General features: G+C 67.0%; 11 protein-coding genes and 1 pseudogene. 5 read left to right on the top strand and 7 right to left on the bottom strand.

Annotation, left to right across the window (positions count from 1 at the left end; genetic code table 11):
• The first annotated feature begins 6 nt into the window (after nt 1-6).
• Nucleotides 7-2,028, top strand: a complete 2,022-nt coding sequence (locus QHF85_RS34890; RefSeq protein WP_281331713.1) for a RiPP maturation radical SAM C-methyltransferase — start codon at nt 7-9, stop codon at nt 2,026-2,028.
• On the opposite strand, the gene QHF85_RS34885 is transcribed toward QHF85_RS34890, so the two are convergent.
• A complete protein-coding gene (locus QHF85_RS34885) occupies nt 1,987-3,150 on the bottom strand; it encodes an amidohydrolase family protein (protein ID WP_281331712.1) in 1,164 nt (387 codons plus the stop codon). The genes QHF85_RS34890 and QHF85_RS34885 overlap by 42 nt on opposite strands.
• Nucleotides 3,151-3,170: 20 nt before the next feature.
• A complete protein-coding gene (locus QHF85_RS34880; protein WP_281331711.1) occupies nt 3,171-5,360 on the bottom strand; it encodes a TOMM precursor leader peptide-binding protein in 2,190 nt (729 codons plus the stop codon).
• Between the two features lie 150 nt (nt 5,361-5,510).
• Here QHF85_RS34880 and QHF85_RS34875 point away from each other — a divergent pair, with 150 nt between their 5' ends.
• Nucleotides 5,511-7,169 (top strand): S53 family peptidase, encoded by a 1,659-nt coding sequence (locus QHF85_RS34875; protein ID WP_281331710.1) that lies wholly within the window; start codon nt 5,511-5,513, stop codon nt 7,167-7,169.
• Nucleotides 7,170-7,756: 587 nt separating this feature from the next.
• On the opposite strand, the gene QHF85_RS34870 is transcribed toward QHF85_RS34875, so the two are convergent.
• The 4 genes and pseudogenes from QHF85_RS34870 to QHF85_RS34855 form a co-directional block, all read right to left on the bottom strand.
• Nucleotides 7,757-8,821, bottom strand: a complete 1,065-nt coding sequence (locus QHF85_RS34870) for a hypothetical protein (protein ID WP_281331709.1) — start codon at nt 8,819-8,821, stop codon at nt 7,757-7,759.
• Nucleotides 8,822-8,853: 32 nt separating this feature from the next.
• Entirely contained in the window at nt 8,854-9,633 is a 780-nt protein-coding gene (locus QHF85_RS34865; protein ID WP_281331708.1) for an SAM-dependent methyltransferase, read from the bottom strand.
• 203 nt (nt 9,634-9,836) lie between these two features.
• Nucleotides 9,837-11,582 carry an ATP-binding protein gene (locus QHF85_RS34860; protein WP_281331707.1) on the bottom strand — a complete coding sequence of 582 codons (1,746 nt, stop codon included), beginning with the start codon at nt 11,580-11,582 and terminating at the stop codon, nt 9,837-9,839.
• A gap of 115 nt (nt 11,583-11,697) precedes the next feature.
• Nucleotides 11,698-12,306 (bottom strand): annotated as a pseudogene (locus QHF85_RS34855) (NAD(P)-binding domain-containing protein); the annotation flags it as partial.
• 288 nt (nt 12,307-12,594) lie between these two features.
• Here QHF85_RS34855 and QHF85_RS34850 point away from each other — a divergent pair.
• Nucleotides 12,595-13,227: a response regulator transcription factor gene (locus QHF85_RS34850; RefSeq protein WP_281331705.1), complete on the top strand. Its 633-nt coding sequence runs from the start codon at nt 12,595-12,597 to the stop codon at nt 13,225-13,227.
• Nucleotides 13,228-13,246: 19 nt separating this feature from the next.
• On the opposite strand, the gene QHF85_RS34845 is transcribed toward QHF85_RS34850, so the two are convergent.
• On the bottom strand, nt 13,247-16,240 hold the full coding sequence (locus tag QHF85_RS34845; RefSeq protein ID WP_281331704.1) for a sensor histidine kinase: 2,994 nt from the start codon (nt 16,238-16,240) through the stop codon (nt 13,247-13,249).
• A gap of 226 nt (nt 16,241-16,466) precedes the next feature.
• Here QHF85_RS34845 and QHF85_RS34840 point away from each other — a divergent pair, with 226 nt between their 5' ends.
• A complete protein-coding gene (locus QHF85_RS34840; RefSeq protein ID WP_281331703.1) occupies nt 16,467-16,979 on the top strand; it encodes a hypothetical protein in 513 nt (170 codons plus the stop codon).
• 45 nt (nt 16,980-17,024) lie between these two features.
• Nucleotides 17,025-17,978 carry a hypothetical protein gene (locus QHF85_RS34835; RefSeq protein ID WP_281331702.1) on the top strand — a complete coding sequence of 318 codons (954 nt, stop codon included), beginning with the start codon at nt 17,025-17,027 and terminating at the stop codon, nt 17,976-17,978.
• The last annotated feature ends 2 nt before the right edge of the window (nt 17,979-17,980 follow it).

Genomic DNA, 17,980 nt, shown 5'->3' with positions numbered 1-17,980 from the left:
ACGACGATGGATATCACCCAGGACCAGCCGACCGCTTCGAGCTTCCGCGCCGAGCCCATGACGCTCCCCGACTTGCCGCGACGCCCGGACGCCATCCTGATCGTCCCCCCCTTCGCGGCTCTCGATTTTCCTCACCTGGGCGTCCATCTCCTCCAGGGCTGCGCGAAGGCGGCCGGCTTCGAGGTCGCGGTGATCTACGCCGGCATGCTCCTGGCCCGGGAGATCACGCAGCCCGTTTATCACGCGCTGAGCGACGCCGTGACCCTCCACTGGTCCGGGGGTCGGGTCTTCAGCAACATGCTCGGAGAGCGCGTTTTCGCCCGCGCTGCCTATGGCGTGCCCCTCCTCGGGCGGCAAGCCGAGGCGAAGCTCGCGTCGATACGCCTGGAGGCGGGCTTCGGGCGCAAGCGGTGCGTCATTGATTTCCCTCGGCTCGTCGAGCTCTCGGCGCACGTCGAGGACTGGGTGGAGCGCTTCGCGCAGGCCGTCGCGGAGCTCGGCTGCCCTGTCGTCGGTTGCACGACCGTCTTCGAGCAAACCGCGTCGAGTATCGCGATCCTGCGGCGGATCAAGCAGCGCGCGCCCGGGACCACGACCCTCATCGGCGGAGCCAATTGCACGGGAGGCATGGCGGAGGGGATCGCCTCGCTGAGCGACGCGATCGACTTTGCCTTCTCCGGTGAATGCGAGAAGGCCTTCCCCGCCTTTCTCGCCGGCGCGCGTCCGGAGGGGCGCGTCGTCGAGGGGGAGGTCTGCATGGACCTCGACGCTTTGCCCACGCCTGATTACGATGAATATTATCGACAGCGCCGCGCCTGCTTCGAGGACGACGCTCTCGCCCGACAGATGGTCGCGCTCTCGTACGAGAGCAGCCGCGGCTGCTGGTGGGGGCAAAAGCACCATTGCACCTTCTGCGGCGTGGCCTCGATGCGCTATCGCGAAAAGGCGCCCGATCGCGTCATCGGCGAGCTCAGAGAGCTCCTCGCCAAGCACCCGTCCCGGCGCGTCCACAACGTGGACGACATCATGCCACATTCCTATTTCAAGAGCGTCCTGCCGCGACTGCCCGAGGAGCTGCCGGGCGTGCGGATGTTCTACGAGGAGAAGGCGAATCTCACGCTCGAAAAGGTCGTTTTGCTCCGGAAGGCCGGCGTGGACATCGCGCAGCCGGGGATCGAGGCCCTCTCGAGCCCGCTCCTCCGGCGCATGGACAAAGGTACCCTCGCGCGCCACAACGTCGCGCTCCTCCGCTACGCGCGCGCGAGCTACCTGAGCCTGATCTGGGGCCTGCTCTTCGGATTCCCGGGCGATCGCGCGGAGGACTACGAGCATTACCTCACGCTCCTGCCCCTGCTCCATCACCTCGAGCCACCCAAGATTTTCATGCCTCTTTGCCTCTTCCGGTTCAGCCCGTACTGGAAGTATCCGGAGCGTTATGGCATTCAGAACCTGAGGCCGGCGGAGGTCTACGGCGACATCCTGCCCGAAGGCGCCGACGCACGGCTCGTCGCATACTATTTCGATGGCGATTTCTCGAGCGTGGCGGGCGAGCATCCCGAGCTCATCGCCGCCATCGACCGGGAGGTGCGTGCCTGGAATGCGCGCTGGCTCCCCGGCAGGGGCAAACTGCCGATCCTCTCGGTGAGCCGCACGGCCCCCGACACATATCACCTCACCGACACGCGCGACCTCCCCGGGGCCGTCGCGGAGCAGCCGCTCACGCGCCGGCAAGCGGCTGCCGTACTCGTGGGCCGTCCACGCGAAAACTCCGGGCTGCTCACGGATGAAATGGTCTGGGCTCGCGCGGGAAGCTACGCGGTGGAGCTCGACGGCTGGCACGTGCCCCTGGCGACCGCTCACCCAGATTTGATTGCCGAATTCGAGCAAGCCTATGGCCCGGGCGCCGAGCTCCAGGTGGCCATGGAGAACGAGACCACGGCGGACACCCTCGTTCGCGTGGAAGCATTGCGCCGTCCCCGTGCGGACTCATCCATCGAGCCCGCAAAACCGGGCCGCGTTGTCCCATAACATCTTCCGGAGCGCTCCCTCCGGAATCCGGGCCCGCAGCGCGAGCGCGCGCTGGACGATGCCATCGTCGTGATCGAGGTGCGGGAAGTCGGTCCCGAAGATCAGGTGATCTTCTCCGACCTGCCGCAGGACCTCCGGGAGATAGGGCTCCTCGGGCTCGAAGGCCACGAGCCCCTGCCGGCGAAAGTATTCGGAAGGCGGCCGGCGCACGTGCTCCGCGACCTCGCCCGAGAGGCTCTTGAATTCGATCTCGTCCAGGCGCCATAGCCAGTAGGGGAGCCAGCCGCAGCCGGATTCCAGGAACGAGACGCGCAGGCCCGGATGGCGCTCGAGGACGCCGCCCTCGATGAACGCGAGGAGCGCCATCATCTGCTCCATCGGGTGCGAGCACGCGTGCAGGGCGAAGCGCGTCTCGAAACGATCGGCGCCGGCGGCGGGCGAGCGCGCGTGCGTCCCCTCGTGAATGGCGACGGCGATCGAACGCCTCTCGCACTCCGCCCAGAAAGGCTCATAAGCTGCGTGCCCGAGCGTTCTGCCCTGGATAGGGTTTGGCCGGAGCACCACCACGTTCCAGCCGTACGCCGCGACGCGCTCGAGCTGCGCCACCATCCCGGCGGGATCATGGGGGCTGATGAGCCCCACCCCGCGAAGGCGCGCGCTATCCCGGCTGCAGAAATCGTGAAGCCAGGCATTGTAGGCACCGGCGAGCTCCGCGGCGAGCCGAGGCTCGAGGCCGTCGATGCCCACCAAATACATGGCGAAGGTGGGATACAGGAGCGCCACGTCGATCCCCGTTCGATTCATGGCCTCGAGCTGCGCCTCCGGGCTCGCGCCCGCGGCCATCTGCCCTGCTCGACGAGAGCTCGTCCAGGCGAGCTCGACACGCGCTCGCTCCGTGAGCTTGTGCCATACCGGCTCTCCGGCGAACATGGGCACCGGCAGGGGCGGGAGGAGGCCTTTTTCGCCCAGCCGGCGAATCCGCGCGGGCAGCGACTCCGTCGTGGGCATTTCAACCATGTACGGGGCCGAGGCCGCGAACTCGGCCGGGAGGTATTTCCTCCACAGATCGATCGGCTCGATCACGTGGCGATCTGCGTCGAGGATCCTGAAACCATCACGCATGGCCGTCTGCCTCCGCGCGGTCACCCGAGGAGGTGCACCGGGTTGATCTCGTTCTCCGTGAGCGGACGAGCCAGCCAGCCCATGCGGACCGGAACGTCGTAGAGCCGCCCCGGCCCGAGCCGCGGCCAGTAATGGCGCATTCCCGGGACAATCACCTTGACCACCGAGAGGCCGATATCGGGTCGGGTCTGGTCGAGCACCAGCGTCTCCATGCCTGCGCGCGCGGCGCGGTCCACGCAAAGGCGGATGTCCGCAGAGAGGTCATCGCCGCCTTGCGCGGGATAATCGCTGCGGCGGCGCGGAGGCGCGGCCTCGTCCGGGTACAAATAGCCAGGATCGCGCACCGCCGCCGCGTCCCAGAGCATGGGCGCGCCGAGCGAGGGATCGAAGGTCTGATTGAGCTCCGTGAGCGCCCTGGAAATGCCGATCCGTGCGTCGAAATGGCTGCCGAAGCCGACGCAGAAGCGCCCGTCCGCGGACCGAGCGAGCGCGACGAAGGAGAAGATGCCGAGGTCGTGCGTGAGGTCCAGGACCCAGAGGGGAAAACCCTGGGCTCGATAATGCTCCTCGAACCCGACGAAAACGGGATCCTCGAAGCTCTTCAGATCGACCCTGGGCCGGCGGAGGCGGTTGTACCACCACACGGCGATGGCGTCGCGCTCCGCAAGCTCCAGAAAACCCTGCAGGACGGCCTCCTCCAGGCAATTGCCCGCGGCGTTGCCGTTGGAGCTGAACGGGCAGACCTGCTCGTCCGGGGGCGACGGCACGTTGATGTAGCAATAGGTTGTCGGGACATACCGGCGCCGCTCGTGGGTCAGCGACCAGACCGGCGTCCAGTCGATGGGCTTCCGTTCATCGAAGGGCGGTGGAACCGCGAGCCGCCTGTCGCGGGCCGCAGCATTCGTCGCGACGCGGGACGCGTACTGCATGTCACTGAAATGGTCCAGCTCGCGCGGGGGAATGCCCTCGCCGCCGAGCTCGGCGAGCGTCGCGCGGAGGCGGGGCTCGTCTCCCTGGAAAATGGCGCTGTATCGCTCCAGGCCCTCGCACAGCGCGCTGGCGCGGGCCTGCGCGGGCGTTCGACCCTTGCCCGCGCTCGCCCGGTGGAAATCGTCAAAGGAGGGCGCATTCTCGATGGGCCTCACCCGGAACGAGGCGCGATAGGCCGTCCCGCGCGGATACTCGTGCCCGGGCACGGGCCCGAGGCTGCTGATCACACCAGTGATCGGGCTGATCAGGTGCTCGTGGCGCGCACAGGTCTCCTCCGGCGAGACGGCGCGATACCCACCATCCTCGGTGAAGCGCCGCGGGCGGCTCTCCAGCACCACGGGCAAAAGAGCGCGCGTGCGCAAGAGCTCCGAATCTCCACACGCCGCGCATTGCGGTCGCTTCGTCACGGCGTGCTCTGCGATCACGAAGCGCGCGAGGTCGACGACCAGCAGTTTGTCGCGGACCGGGCCGCCCCCCTCGCCGATCCACCGAGCCAGCGCCACGGCCGCGAGATCCATTGCGGCGCGCGCGCTCGTCGCAAGCGCCACCCGGGGTGCGCCGATCGCGGAGCCGTCCCCGCGACGTTGCTCGAGATAACTCTCCACCGGCCGATTCGCCCGGAGCCGCTGGGCGAGGCACTCCCAGCAGGCCCCGCGCGGCTGGAAGACGGGCCCGAACCACGGCGCAGGGCCTGACGGTTTGACGGGCATCCACGTGATACCCCGACGCCGCGCCTCGCGGTTCCACGCGGAGAGCTCTGGATCCAGGTAATCACCGGTGAGAATGACGCGATTCTCTGCCTCGTCCCCCACCACCACACCCGCGCCCATCAAGGCCTCGACGAGCGGCCCCGAATCCGCGCCGCCCAGCGCGCATACCGAGACCGGCGCCGCTGCGAGTCGCTCCGTCACCTGCCGGGTATCCGCGCCGAGCGATTGCCAGAAACCCGTGACCTCCCCCGGGAGCGACGCCATCTCCTCGGCGATGTAGCCTCGCTGCTCCAACGTCACCAGCGCATAGTAGATCTCGGGCAGGGAGGCCTGCCCGCGGAGCGCGGCGACCACCTCCCGCTCCGAATGCCGCCCGTCGAGGAGCGGCGCGATCTGCGCGTATACACGCCCGTGGAGCATGAACCTGTCCTGCTCGGAGACGAGGAAGACGCGCTCGCCGTCCAGCGGCTCGATGCGGAGATGGTGCTTGAAGCGCAGGACTCGGTTCATCGGTGAGCGTTCGGCTCACAATACATGCGACCGGCCGCGTTTTCCAGATGCAGAGCGGGGCCGTGCGCCTTCCATCTGGAAGGAGATTCGGTACCATGACGAGCCATCGGAAGGAGGACGAACTTGCCTGAGAAAGCGACCGACGCCCGCGTGGACCTCGCGACCCGCGAGCCCCCGCGCGACGACGTGAGCCGCTGCACTCTGGTGCTCCGCACCCGGAGTGAGCTCCCGTCGGTCCAGCAGATCTGCAAATACCCGCCGTCAAGGCCGACGAACAGGGCCCCCGATGCTTTCCCCTCCCCAGGGCACCTCGACTACGCCCAGTTCGAGGAACGTTATGGCGCGACAGAGAGCGCCCTCGAGGCGGTCGAAAGCTTCGTGGTGCAAAGGGGGCTGCGCGTCGTCGATCCTGGCAGCTTCATGGCGGGGGAAAAGCTCTCGGGCGCGGTGAAGCTCATGGCCGCTCTGACGCTGGAAGGCCCGACGCGCTCGTTCGAAGGCGTCGAGCGCCTCGATGGCGTGATCCACGTTCTCCGGAGCGCGCGTGTTCCCCCCGCGCTGCACACCCCCGCATATCAACGTCAGAAGGAAGCCCGCGGCGGAGCTCCCGCTGCGTCGAACTACTCCGCGCGGCAGATCGCAGAGCTCTACGAGTATCCAGCGCCTGCACACGGCCTCCCCGGCGAAGGGCAATGCCTGGGGCTCATCGAGATGGCCGGCACGTACGACGCTCGGGATATCGCGCGCTACTTCGAAACATTCGCCCCGATGCCCGTCATCGCGCATGTTCCCGCCGGGGGGGAAGGAGCGGAGCCGAGCTACACGTTCGACGTGGAAGTCACCATGGGCGTCGAGCTCGCGGGGACCGTCTGTCCAGGCGCGAAGATCGTCCTTTACAATCACCACTCGCAAGACTTCTCCGTTCACGATCTTTATCGTGTCATGGCGACGGCCATCTTCGACACGCAGAACCAGCCGTCGGTGCTGTCCGTGGCCTGGTGTGCGCCGGAAGGCGCGGATGCCAGTATCAGCCAAGCCGAGGAGGCAGCGCTGAACGAGCTGCTGGTCAAGGCCACGCTCCTGGGTATCACCATCTGCGCACCCTCCGGTGATTTCGGCTCGATGAATCCGGTCCATGTATCGGAGAGGCAGGGAGTGCCGCTCCTGGTGATGGGCTCGGTCACCTGCTATCCGGCCGCGAGCCCCCTCGTACTCGCCTGTGGTGGCACCAAGCTCATCGCCGAGGGCAATCGGATCCGCGAAGAGGTGGTCTGGAACCAGCTAGCACAGCGCTGGAGCATCGAAGACGAGAGGGGCCATATCATCTACAGCGGGCCCGGCGGCGCGAGCGGCGGTGGCGTCAGTGTTCTGAATTCGCTCCCCGTTTATCAGGAAGGCCTGGACGTGCCCGAAGCCGTGACGATGACGGCTCGGGGCACGGTGGTGCAGCCGCTCGAGCGCTATCGCGGGCGCGGAATCCCGGACATCGCCGCGAGCGCGGATCTTCTCCATGGGTACGACATCTATTTCGACGGCCAATGGGGCTCCGGCGGGGCCACGAGCGCCGCTTCGCCGGTGCTGGCGGGCCTCATCATCCGGCTGAACCAGATGCTGGGCCGCAGGCTGGGATTCATCCACCCCTTCCTCTACGAGCTGCAGCGCGAAAAGAAGAATCTGTTTCGCACCACAGAAAAGGGGAGCAACGGCGGCTACGACGCGCGCCCGGGGCAGGTGTGGAATCCTTGCACGGGGCTCGGCTCACCCATGGGAAGGAACCTCCTGAAGGCGCTGAAAAAGTTGTACGGATAGTCGTTGAAACGGCAGGCACGGCCCGGCGAGCAGGGTCGTGCCTGCGTACGGCACGCGCCCACCCCTCGTCCGTGCACCCCACCCCGACGGCGCGTACACGGATCCAGCGCTTCTCGTTGAGCCCGACGACGAAAAGAGAGTAGAAATCGTAGGAACGCGACAGGGAACTGCTCGAGGCGCTGCGCGAGGCGCGCCCGAGATAAAGGCAGCGCGTGTCCGCTCCGGCGGTACGCACTTCCCGAGGGCAACAGGGACGTCCGGTCGTACGCTGAGCGGGAACGCGATCGGCAGTCCTAGGAGGAAGGCTCCGCAGGCCTCTCAGGCATGGGGTCCGGGTTCGGGTCGGGATCATCACCAGGATCGAAGACGAACGCCCCCCGCACAGGTGGAGCTGCCACGCTACCCTCCCCCTTCAGGCGGCGCTCGACGAGCGCCTGCTCGGCGGGCGAAAGCCCAGCCTCCGCCATCACCCGCGCAGGATCTCGGACCAGCGCCTCGAGCTTGAAGGGATCGACGCTCAGCTCCGCGAGCCAATGGAAGAGATGCTCTGACCTTGCCTCTATCATTTCATTCATTCGCCGCCTCCTTCATGTCTCTTTCTTATAACGGCTCTTGCCCGATATGAGAGCCTGGTAGACAGGCAAAAGCTCTTCGTCCTTCACGCGCCCGTTTCGTACGTCCTCCCACACCGGATCGCTATGAGCGATGAAGAGCGTCTCCATGTTCTGTTTTCCGAGGAGGAGCCTGATCATATCCGCGGCCTCCTTGCTCTCGCCCCTCGCGTAGTAAAGTCCGGAAATCATGAGCACGTTGATGTTGAGCAGCGTCCAGAGCCGGTCGAGCGCGAGGTCGCTGGCGGCCTTTGCGTTCGGGCTCTTTGATTGGAAGAGGCTCTGCGCGACGAAATACAGCACAAGGATGTCCTCGGGGTCGAGCTGGCGCGTCAGCCACCCCTGCACCAAAGACTCCTGGTATCGGCCCCCATAATACAGCAACTCGGCCATCGCCCGGTGGTGATGCAGATCGTGGTTCACGTTGCGCTGCACGGCCAGCCCCATCAGCTCCTGCGCCTTATCGAAATCCTGATTGGTCGCGTGCAGAAGGGCGTGAAATGCAATGGCCCAGGCGTACGCGCCATTCAGCTCCGTCGCCCTCCGGAAGCACCTGGAGCCCTCGTTGAAGTGGTTTTCCCAGTCTCCGGTGGCAGCGGGAAATCTCTTGTAGATGAAGCTGGCGACCGCATGCATGGCCCCCTTGTGCGCATAAGCCCATGCATAGCCGCTCGACTGCTTGATGGCCTCCGCGAACGACGCGAGCGACTTGTTGATCTCTCCCTCGAGCCTCGACAGGTTCTCCTCGACCCAGGGGATGATATCCCGCACATAGATACGGTGAGCCTCCCCCTTCTGCGCATGCGCCCAGGGATAATACCCTTTTCGCATCTCCAGCGCCAGATCGAGATCGGCGATGGCGCCTTGGTGATCCCCGAGCGCGGCCCGCGCAGCGCCACGATGGGCGATGCTCCACGCATCGTTCTTGTTGTTCTCGAGCCACGCCGTGAAGCAGTCGACCGCATTCGAGTAGAGACCGCTCGTGCGGAGCATCTCGGCCTGCTGCGGCGAGGGAGCTTCCTTCTCCATCATTTCATTCATGGGCAATGCCTCCTTATGCGACGGCAAGATGCTCAGGTACGGGACGGGTCCCCCCCGTCAAGCCCCAGCCGCGTGGCCATCCGGGCGTCGAGCGGGGCCCGCTCGATCGGCGGCACGTAAAGCGTCGAGAGCTCCGAAACGGACGCCTCCTCGAGATTGCCGAGCGTGACCCGGTCGATCCTGGGTGGATCGACCGGATGAACGGACGCCTCGTAGATCACGGCCTCATGGGTCGCGGGAAATCGGCTGCGGAGCAGCTCGCCGAGAGCGGAGAGCCCACGCCGGATCCGCTCCCGCTCCGATGGATCGAAGGGACCGAGGTTCCCGATCCCGCCAATCTGGCAGAGAATCAGCGCCGTGTGGACGTCAAAGGAACGCGGACGCGTGAGGAAGTTCGTCGCTTCGAAGACCTGCCAGCCATCGTGCCCAGGCTCGAGCCCGAGGTCCGCGATCAGGCAGTCAAGCGACGACACACCGGGCAGCATCCGCGCGAAAAAACCTTCGCTCCGCGCGCGGCGGACGGCCTCGTGCCCGGGAGCGGTGAGAAAGCCCGGATGGCCATAGAAGACCGCGCAAACCTGTCGGCCCAGCCGTACCTCGCTCAGGATGCGCTCGACCATGTCGAGATAGATCTGCCTGCGAGGACGTCCATCCAGCGGATACGGGAGCTGCTCGGCGCGCGGATTCAGGCTGAGCACCCACTGCGAGGCCCAGGGATCGGCGACGACGAACAGCACCCGTTCTGCCTTCTCGATCGCGTGTCGCGCGGCGAGCGTCGTTTGCCCGCCCCACTGGATGCCCGTGCCGACCACGAGCAGAGAGCCCTCGTTCCCCATGATCGCTAGCCCGCCTCGTCAGTTCCGCTGATCACGAGGTTTGTGTCTCCCCGCAGAGAAGTACCACACCAGCCCTGGCGGGGTCTGTCAAGGCCATCGTTGGCCCGCCCAGATCGGCAGGCACGGCGCTGCGCGAGGCGCGCCCGCGATGAAGGCAGCGCCTTTCCGCTCCGCATTCCTCACCGCCTCGATCCCACGCCCGCCCCCTTTGGCAACGTGATCACGAACTCCGCAAACTCCCCCGGGATCGTCTCCACCCGCATCGACCCCTGATGTCCGAGCACGACAATCTCGTGGCTCAGCGAGAGCCCGAGCCCCGTCCCTTGCCCGGAGGGCTTCGTCGTGAAGAACGGCTCGAAGATCCGCTCCTCGATTCGCTTCGAGATACCCGTACCATTGTCGCGGATGCGCACCTCGACCTGACCTCCACGCCCGATCGTACGGACGCGGAGCTCAGGCACGTAGCCCGGGCCCTGATCGCGCTTCTTCTCCCGCATCGCATCGATCGCATTCTCGATCACGTTGAGGAAAACCCGGCCCATGTCGTGGGTCACCATTTCCACGGGCCCGATCGCCGGATCGTAGTCCGCCACGACGGTCACCTCGAGCCCGGCCCCATGCGGCCCCTTGCGGGCGAGGTGCACGCTCTCCGCCAGCACGGTGTTCAGATCGGCGGCCTCGCGCACGCCTGCCGTCCGGCGCGCATGCTGGGTCATGTTCTGGATGATCGTGCTCGCACGCCGACCGTGCTCGTTGATCCGGCGCGTGTTCTCGCCCAGGTCGACCAGCATCTCGTCCAGATCTGCGCGCGCGTCGGCAGGGAGCCGAGGACCTTGCGCGCGCAGCGCCTCTGTCAGATCCGCCGTCAGGCCCGTGGAGACCTCGGCGAAGTTCATCATGAAGTGCAGCGGGTTTCTGAGCTCGTGCGCAATGCCCGAGACCATCGCGCCGAGCGAAGCGAGCTTCGCTTCCATGATGAGCTGCATGCGCGCGACCGTCTCCAGCTCGACACGCCGGTAGAGCCGCGCGTTTTCGATGGCGACGGCCACCTGGCTGGCGAAGGCGACGAGGAAATCGAGATCGTCCTCGGAAAAGCGGTGCGCCGCGCGCAGGTTGTCGACGTAAAGCACGCCGATCACGTCGTCTCTCGGCTTGAGCGGCACGCACATCGACGCGCGGATCGACTGCACGACGACAGACCGGGCCGAGCCGAGGCGCGCATCGCTGACCGCGTCGGCGAAGAGCGCCGCGACGCTCTTGCGGAGGACGTACTCGACGATGTTTTCGCTGTAAATCGGCAGGTCACCATGCGCCGGCTGCGCGGGCTTCACCACGCGCGGCGTGAGCTCGCCCGTCTGCTCGTCGATCAGGAGGATCACGCCCCGATCGACGTCGAGGATCTGGAAGACGAGGTCGAGGGTCTTTTGGAGGAGCGAATCGACGTCGTCCGAGACGGGGAGCAGCTTCGCGACCTCCATCAGAATTCGCAGCCGTCCGTGCGCCCGCGTCCCGGGATCCTGGCTCCCTGCCAGGTCCGGATCGCCGACGAGCCGCGCGATGGGGCTGCGCAAGAGCGCGCGTGTCGCCTGGGGCTGCGTGTCGTGCGTCCGGCTCACCGGGTTCTCGCTGTCGCGCGTGTCCTCGTTGCGGAAGAGCAGATCGAGATCGCCGAGCGTGAGCGTGTCGCCGTGCCTGATCTCCTTGCGCTTGACCCGTACGCCGTTGACGAGCGTGCCGTTCTTGCTCTCCAGATCGACGACGACGAATCGCCCCTCGGAAGGCTCGATGCGCGCGTGGCTCCGCGACAGGCTCTTGTGCGGGATGTAGATGCCCTGGTCCTCCGCGCGACCGATGGTCACGGAGGCCTCCCCGATGGGGAAGCAGCGCTCGTCCGGCTCACCAGGATTGTAGACCAGCGTCGGCATCTCGGCCCTCGACCTGAGACATGGTAGGATCGCACGATACCACCACAGCGCGCTGTCCGAGAAATTGTAAGCGGGGTCTGGAGCGGGGCCTTGCAGCGTTGCGGCTCCGCGCTCGTCACCCGAGCTCGATGAGATTCAGGGCGGGGAACGTCCCACCCGGAAACTCCTGCAGTCGACCGCCGTCGACGAGGCCGCCCAGGTCGACGGGCATGAATCCCAGTCGGTGGATCAACCTCGCGATTTCGGCTTTTGCCGCCGCGTCGTCGCCGGACATGACGACCACGCGCCGCCCGCCGCGCACATGAGGATCGGCCTCGAGAGCCGCCGGCGTCAGCGTGTTGAAAGCCTTCACGACGCGCGCGCCCGGGACACGCTCGGCCACGACCTCACTCGACGTTCGCCCGCGGAGATTCGCGACGGTGAGGCCCGGGGCAATGATCGGGTTCATGGCGTCGACGACGATCCGACCTCTCCACGGCGGCAGACCGGACAACGCTTCGACATGGTGCTCCCAGTTCACGGCCAGGAACACGATGTCGGCCTGCGCGGCGACCTCGCGCGAAGCGACCGTGATCGTGGGGCCGAGCTCCCACGCGACGTGGGTCAGGGAATCCGGCCCCCGACGATTGCTGATCACCGCATGCACGCCCGCGCGGGCGAGCCGCTTGGCGATGGCGAGGCCAATGTCTCCGGCGCCGATAATTCCGATCGTCATCGTCGAATTCCCTCGTGGATCAGGACGTCTGGGCGCCGCAGCGCCCCTTCCTCGATGTCACGGTAGGGCGTCACGTTCGGTCGCGAAACACTCGGAAGGGCATGCCATCGCTCCCCCGGTCGAGGGAACGCACGCTCCCGCGGCGCGCGGCGCCTCGACGCTCGCCGAATGGGAGACGAAGCGTCGAATCCACGAAATTTCCCACTGGCGCGACACGACGGAACCTGGGATAAGGGACTCTACGCTCCCCCTTTTGGGGGAGTCCGAAGCTGGGAACGTAGGGCATCCAACGTAACGATGAGCTCCACCGGCTCGCCCATTCGCATCCTGGTCGTCGACGATCATCCGCTGCTGCGCGAAGGGCTCCGCGCCATGATCGACGGGCAGACGGACATGACGCTGATCGCCGAGGCCGAGGACGGCGAGCACGCCCTGCAAGCCTTCCGCGAGCACCGGCCCGACATCACGTTGATGGACGTCCGGATGCCCACGATGGGCGGGATCGATGCGATCACCGCGATACGCGCGGAGTTCCCCGCAGCACGAATCATCGTCCTCACGACCTACGAGGGCGACGCGCAGGCGCTGCGCGCCATCAAGGCCGGCGCGTCGGGGTATCTGCTCAAGAACATGCTCCGAAAGGAGCTGGTCGAGACGATACGCAGCGTGCACGCGGGGCGCCGTCGCATTTCCGCCGACATCGCCTCCGAGATGGCCGAACACATGGCGGACGACGAGCTGACGGCGCGCGAGCGCGACGTCCTTTCCCAGGTCGCCGCCGGCAACGCGAACAAGGAAGTCGCCGCGCGGCTCGGCATCTCCGAGGAGACGGTCAAGACGCACATGAAGAACGTGCTGACCAAGCTCGGCGCCAAGGACAGGACACACGCCGTGGTGGTCGCGCTGAAGCGCGGCATCATCGATATCTGACGTCGACGGTCGAGCGTGGTCAGCGGCCTCCCCGGACGACACGCCACAGCCGATGTCGAAAGGCGCGCTTCGGGTCGCCGCGATACGCCACCGCGGCCGGCACGCGCAATTCGACCACCGTCCCCGCATCGCCGCGGCCCCCGATTTCGAGCTGCGCTCCTATTCTTCGCGCCCGCTCGCGCATGCCGGGCAGCCCCCAATGCCCGGGGCGCCCTCCGGCCTCGAGGAGCTCCGCGTCGACACCACATCCGTCGTCGCGGACGCGCAGGCAGAGCTCACCGTCGTCATAAACGAGCTCCACCTCGATCCGCTGCGCGCCGGCGTGATGGAATGCGTTCAGCAGCGCCTCGCGACCAATACGAAAGACCTCGTCGCGTACGATTGCATCCAGCGACGGCGGCTGCCCCTCGACCGAGACGTGAAACTCCACAGGCCCATCCTGCGCGAGCTCCTCCCCTACCCTCGTGAAGGCGCTCGATAGCTCGCCGACGCGCTCCGAAGCCGCGCGCAAATCCTTCACCCGGGCACGCGCCTCGCCCTGGACTTCGTCGGCTCGGTCGAGCGCCTTCTCCATCGCCGCCCGCGCCGGCTCGCTCGCCGGCAGCTTCTCCACCGCGGCCTGAAAGCGGAGAATCAAGCCCTGGAAGCCCTGCAGCAGCGTGTCGTGCAGCTCGCGCGCGATGCGCTCGCGCTCGCGGTGGCGTTCCTCCAGCAAGCTGCGCATGTGCGCCCGCACCTTTCGCAATCGCAAGAGGTACGCCGCCCAGAGCCCCAAAAGGACCGCGGCGGCAGAGAGCGCGCGAAACCACCACGTCTGGAAGAAGGCCGGCGGCAAGGTGAGGTCGAGCGTCGCGCCGGTCTCGTTCCAGACGCCGTCGTTGTTCGCGGCGATGACCCGGAAGCGATAGTGTCCAGGGTCGAGAGTTGTATAGTAAGCCTCTCGCCGCGCGCCGACGTCCTGCCATGCCTCGTCCACGCCTTCGAGGCGATAACGAAAACGTACGCGCTCGGGAATGGTGAAGCTCAGGGCCGTGTAATCGATTTCGATGCTCGTCGCCCGCTCCGGTAGGGTGAGTGAGGAGCTCGGCGCGAGCCGCCGCCCATTCACGTGCACCGACCGAATCGCCACCGGGGGAGGTACGGGATTGCGGAAGATCCGCGCCGGATCGATCCACACCACACCATTGCTCGTCGCGAACCACAGCCGGCCGTCGGTGCCCTGCACCGCGGTGGGCAAGGGTCGCAACAAGGTGGGTCGGGCAGGCAAACCATCGAGGAAATCGAAGCGCTCGCCGCGCGCGAGGTAGGTCGAATCGGCGACGGCGCGCGCCACCTCGTCCGCAGGGATGTGGAAAATGCCCGGGACTGCGTGGAGCCACAAACCACCGTCGGGCATCTCCAGAATGCCCGCGACGCCGCGAAAGGACTCCTTGTCCGCCACGCCGAAGGGGTGAAAGCGGTGGCCGTCGAAATGGGCGAGGCCGTGCTCTCCACCCGCCCAGAGCCGCTTTCCAGCTCGCAGCGAGATCACCGTCCCCAGGTGGAGCCCATCCGCGGCGCCATAATGGCGCGCGACCCCGTGGTCGATGGCGATGATCGTATTGTCACGCGATCCGAGCCAGACGCGATCCTCCGCGTCGGTCGTCGCTGAAAAGACCCGTATCTCCGGCGCGAGGCCGAGCGGTTCTTCCATCCGCGTCCAGACGCCGTCCTTCCAGCGCAAGAGCCCTGCGGCCGCCTGGGCGACCCACAACGCCCCCGACGCGTCCTTCGTCATGGCCTGGACCTGCTGGGACACCGCCGTCTCGGGGAGCGCGGCGACACGCACGGGCCGGTTGCCCTCGATGCGCCAGAGGTCTTTCGAGGTCCCGAGCCACACGGTGCCGTCTGGATCGCGATAGGCGCAGCGGACGTCCGCATCGAGCTCGGTGAGCTCGACCTGCCTGTCGTGCAGCCGCATCAAGGGACGATTGGTCGTGCCCGCCCAGATCGCCCCGTCGTCGCCCGCAGCCAGAGCGAAGTCGTGCGCGCCGCGAGGAAACTCCGCGAGCACCAGCGAGCTGTGACGAAAGCGGTCGAGCCCGCCGCTCGTGCCGACCCAGATGTTGCCTTCGCGATCCTGGAGGAGCGGCCAGGCGTAATCCGCGCTGAGCCCTTCCTTCTCGGTGAAAATCTCCGCGGCCGGATCGAGCCGGCCGATCTGTCGATCCCCCAAAAGCTCGGGATGAGGCAGCCGGCGCATGCCCTCGCCGAGCGTGCTCATCCATAGGCTGCCTTCGGGATCGAAGACCATGCCGGCCGACAGCACGTCGATGCTCGCCGGTGCGTCGAGGAGCTCTCCATTCGCGCGTGCCACGGGCCGCACATTGCCATCGAGCTCCGTGATCCAGATCGAGCCATCCGACGCCTGCGCGATACGGCCCACCCATTTCACGCGCGCGCCCGTCTTGCGAAACGTGCGGCTGCCCTTGGGGAGAAAGACGAGCGTGTTCTCCGTGGCGACCCACAACGTGCCATCGCGGTCGACGAACACATAGGTGGCCTGCCTGCTCGGGAAGCCCCAGTCGTCGCCCACGGAATGCCAGCGCCCGCCCTCGAGTCGGAGCAGCCCGGCGGACCTGCCGCCCGTCCAGACGACTCCGTCTGCGTCGATGGCGAACGACGAAAGTTGATGCGGCGACAGACCTTGCGCCTCGCCATGACGCGTGACGTGCCCGTCCTTGAAATAGGCCGCGCCGCCTTGCTGAAATCCCAGCCACAAGCCACCGTCGGGCGATGCATGCAGCGTCTGGATGCCGACCGTGAAGGGTTCACCGTCCAGCGGTTCCACGTGCTCGAAGCGGACGCCGTCGAATCTGTAGAGCGTCGCCGCGGCGGCGAGCCACAGGAAGCCGTCCCGGGTCTGCGCGAGCGCGGAGATCTGGCCGGGCGCGCCGTCCTTGACCGTCCAGCGCGAGTGATAAAATTGAGCGATGCTACGGTCCCGGCTGCTCGCCCGCGCGGACCGGACCACGCCACACACGAGGAGCCCGCACAGACCTAGCGCTCCCAGGCGGCGCCACGCCCGCCGCCGGCGAAACCTCTTCGTGTCCGTCACCTGTCCCACGCTGCTCCGAACGGCCCGGAAGAGTCCTTTCTCCTTCCGGCGCCAGCCGCGTAGCATATCCCTCGAAAGAGGGAGGACGCGAGCATATTCTGCCATTGACAGGGCGCAGGCGCCCCCCCACGCTCCCCCGTTCATGCGCCGCCGGATCACCTCGCTCGCCGTCGCCGTCGCGCTCCTTGTCTCCGCGAACCCGAGCCGCGCCGAGGGGTGGAACGTTTTCACGGTCGGGCCGATGGGCGGCATCGTGTTCGGCCCCGAGCAGACCGCAGCGGGTCTCCTCGGCGGCGAGGTCACGTTCGTGCATTACGGGAACGCGTCCGGCCGGGGAGCGGGATTCGGTGGCTTCGTCCAGGCGAGCGCCGTGGGCTTCGAGCGCGCGCGGGTCTCGTTCGGCCCGCAGATCAATACCTCGATCTTCGGCGCCGAGGTCGGTGCCACGTTCGAAAGCGCGACGAAGGACCGGGCCGCATTCGTCGGCGCGCATCTCGCGCCCTTCGTGTCGGTCGGATTCGCTTCGCTCACGCTCCAGCTCGATCTCCCGTTTGCGACGCTCTCGGACGGCCCGCTCCCTCGCGTCGAGCTCGTCCTCGCCGGCACCCTCAAGCTGCCCATCGACCTCGAACACGGGGTGCTGCTGCAATGGTGAGTCACACTTGCGAAAACGCTGGCCGCGACGGTAGAAGGAAAAGGCATGCTCCTCCCCCCTCACCGCGTCACGGCGCTCCTTGCGCTGCTCTCCCTGGCCTACGGCTGTCGCGACGCCACGCCCCCGGACGAGCGCGGGCCGTCCGCGCCTCTCACGCCGTCGGCTTCGGCCGCGCCGACGTCGACCGCGAAAGAACCTCCCCGCAATGCCTCGCCGCTCTTCGAGGTCGAGGGCCTCGACAAGCTCGACCACAAGCCGCTGGCGGTGCTGCGCGAGAGGAATACCTGGCTCCTGGTCCTCGGCTCGGACGTGCCCACGATCGTCGTGTATGAAGACGGGCTCGTCGTTTATCATAAAATCGTGGGAAACAAGGCCGAAGCGCTCACCGTGAACGTGGGCGCGGAGGCGGCGAGGAAACTCGTCGAGGAGCTCGCGACGGCTGATTTCATGGCCCTGCCACGGGAGATGTCGGTCACGACCGCGGAGGATCAGACGACGGTGGGGATCGCGCTTCGCCAGGACTCGCAATGGAAATACGCTTCCGTCGAGGGCCTCGGGCGGGATGGAAAGGCCACCGCCGCGAAGACGGGCGAGGCGCCGGCCGTGTTCGTCCGGGCATACCAGCGCCTCACGAGCTTCGACGCGCCGGGCGCGACGCCCTGGAAGCCCGAGACCATCGAGATCATGCTTTCGGATTTTTCCAGCGCACGAAAGCCGCCTTTGCCCTGGCCCGCGGGCATTCCGGCGCCGCCCGCCGGCGTGAAGCCGCCCCCGGGAGGCGGAGGCGTCTACCACCATGTCGTGCCCGGCCGCCACGAGGCCGCGACGCGCGCGTTCATCGCCTCGCTGGAACAGAGTCAGGGCGTCGCCATGGGCGGCGCGTCCGCGTCGATCGACGTCCGGCCCCTGGTCCCGAGCGACAATTACATTGGAGCCATGCTCCTCTGCGCCTGGACGGTCGGCCCTCCCAACGCGGTGCGCCCGATGGGTTGCCGCTAGCG

This window comes from Polyangium sp. 6x1, from assembly GCF_029946515.1.
Lineage (GTDB): Bacteria > Myxococcota_A > Polyangia > Polyangiales > Polyangiaceae > Polyangium.
This window is presented reverse-complemented; position numbering and strand designations above follow the sequence as displayed.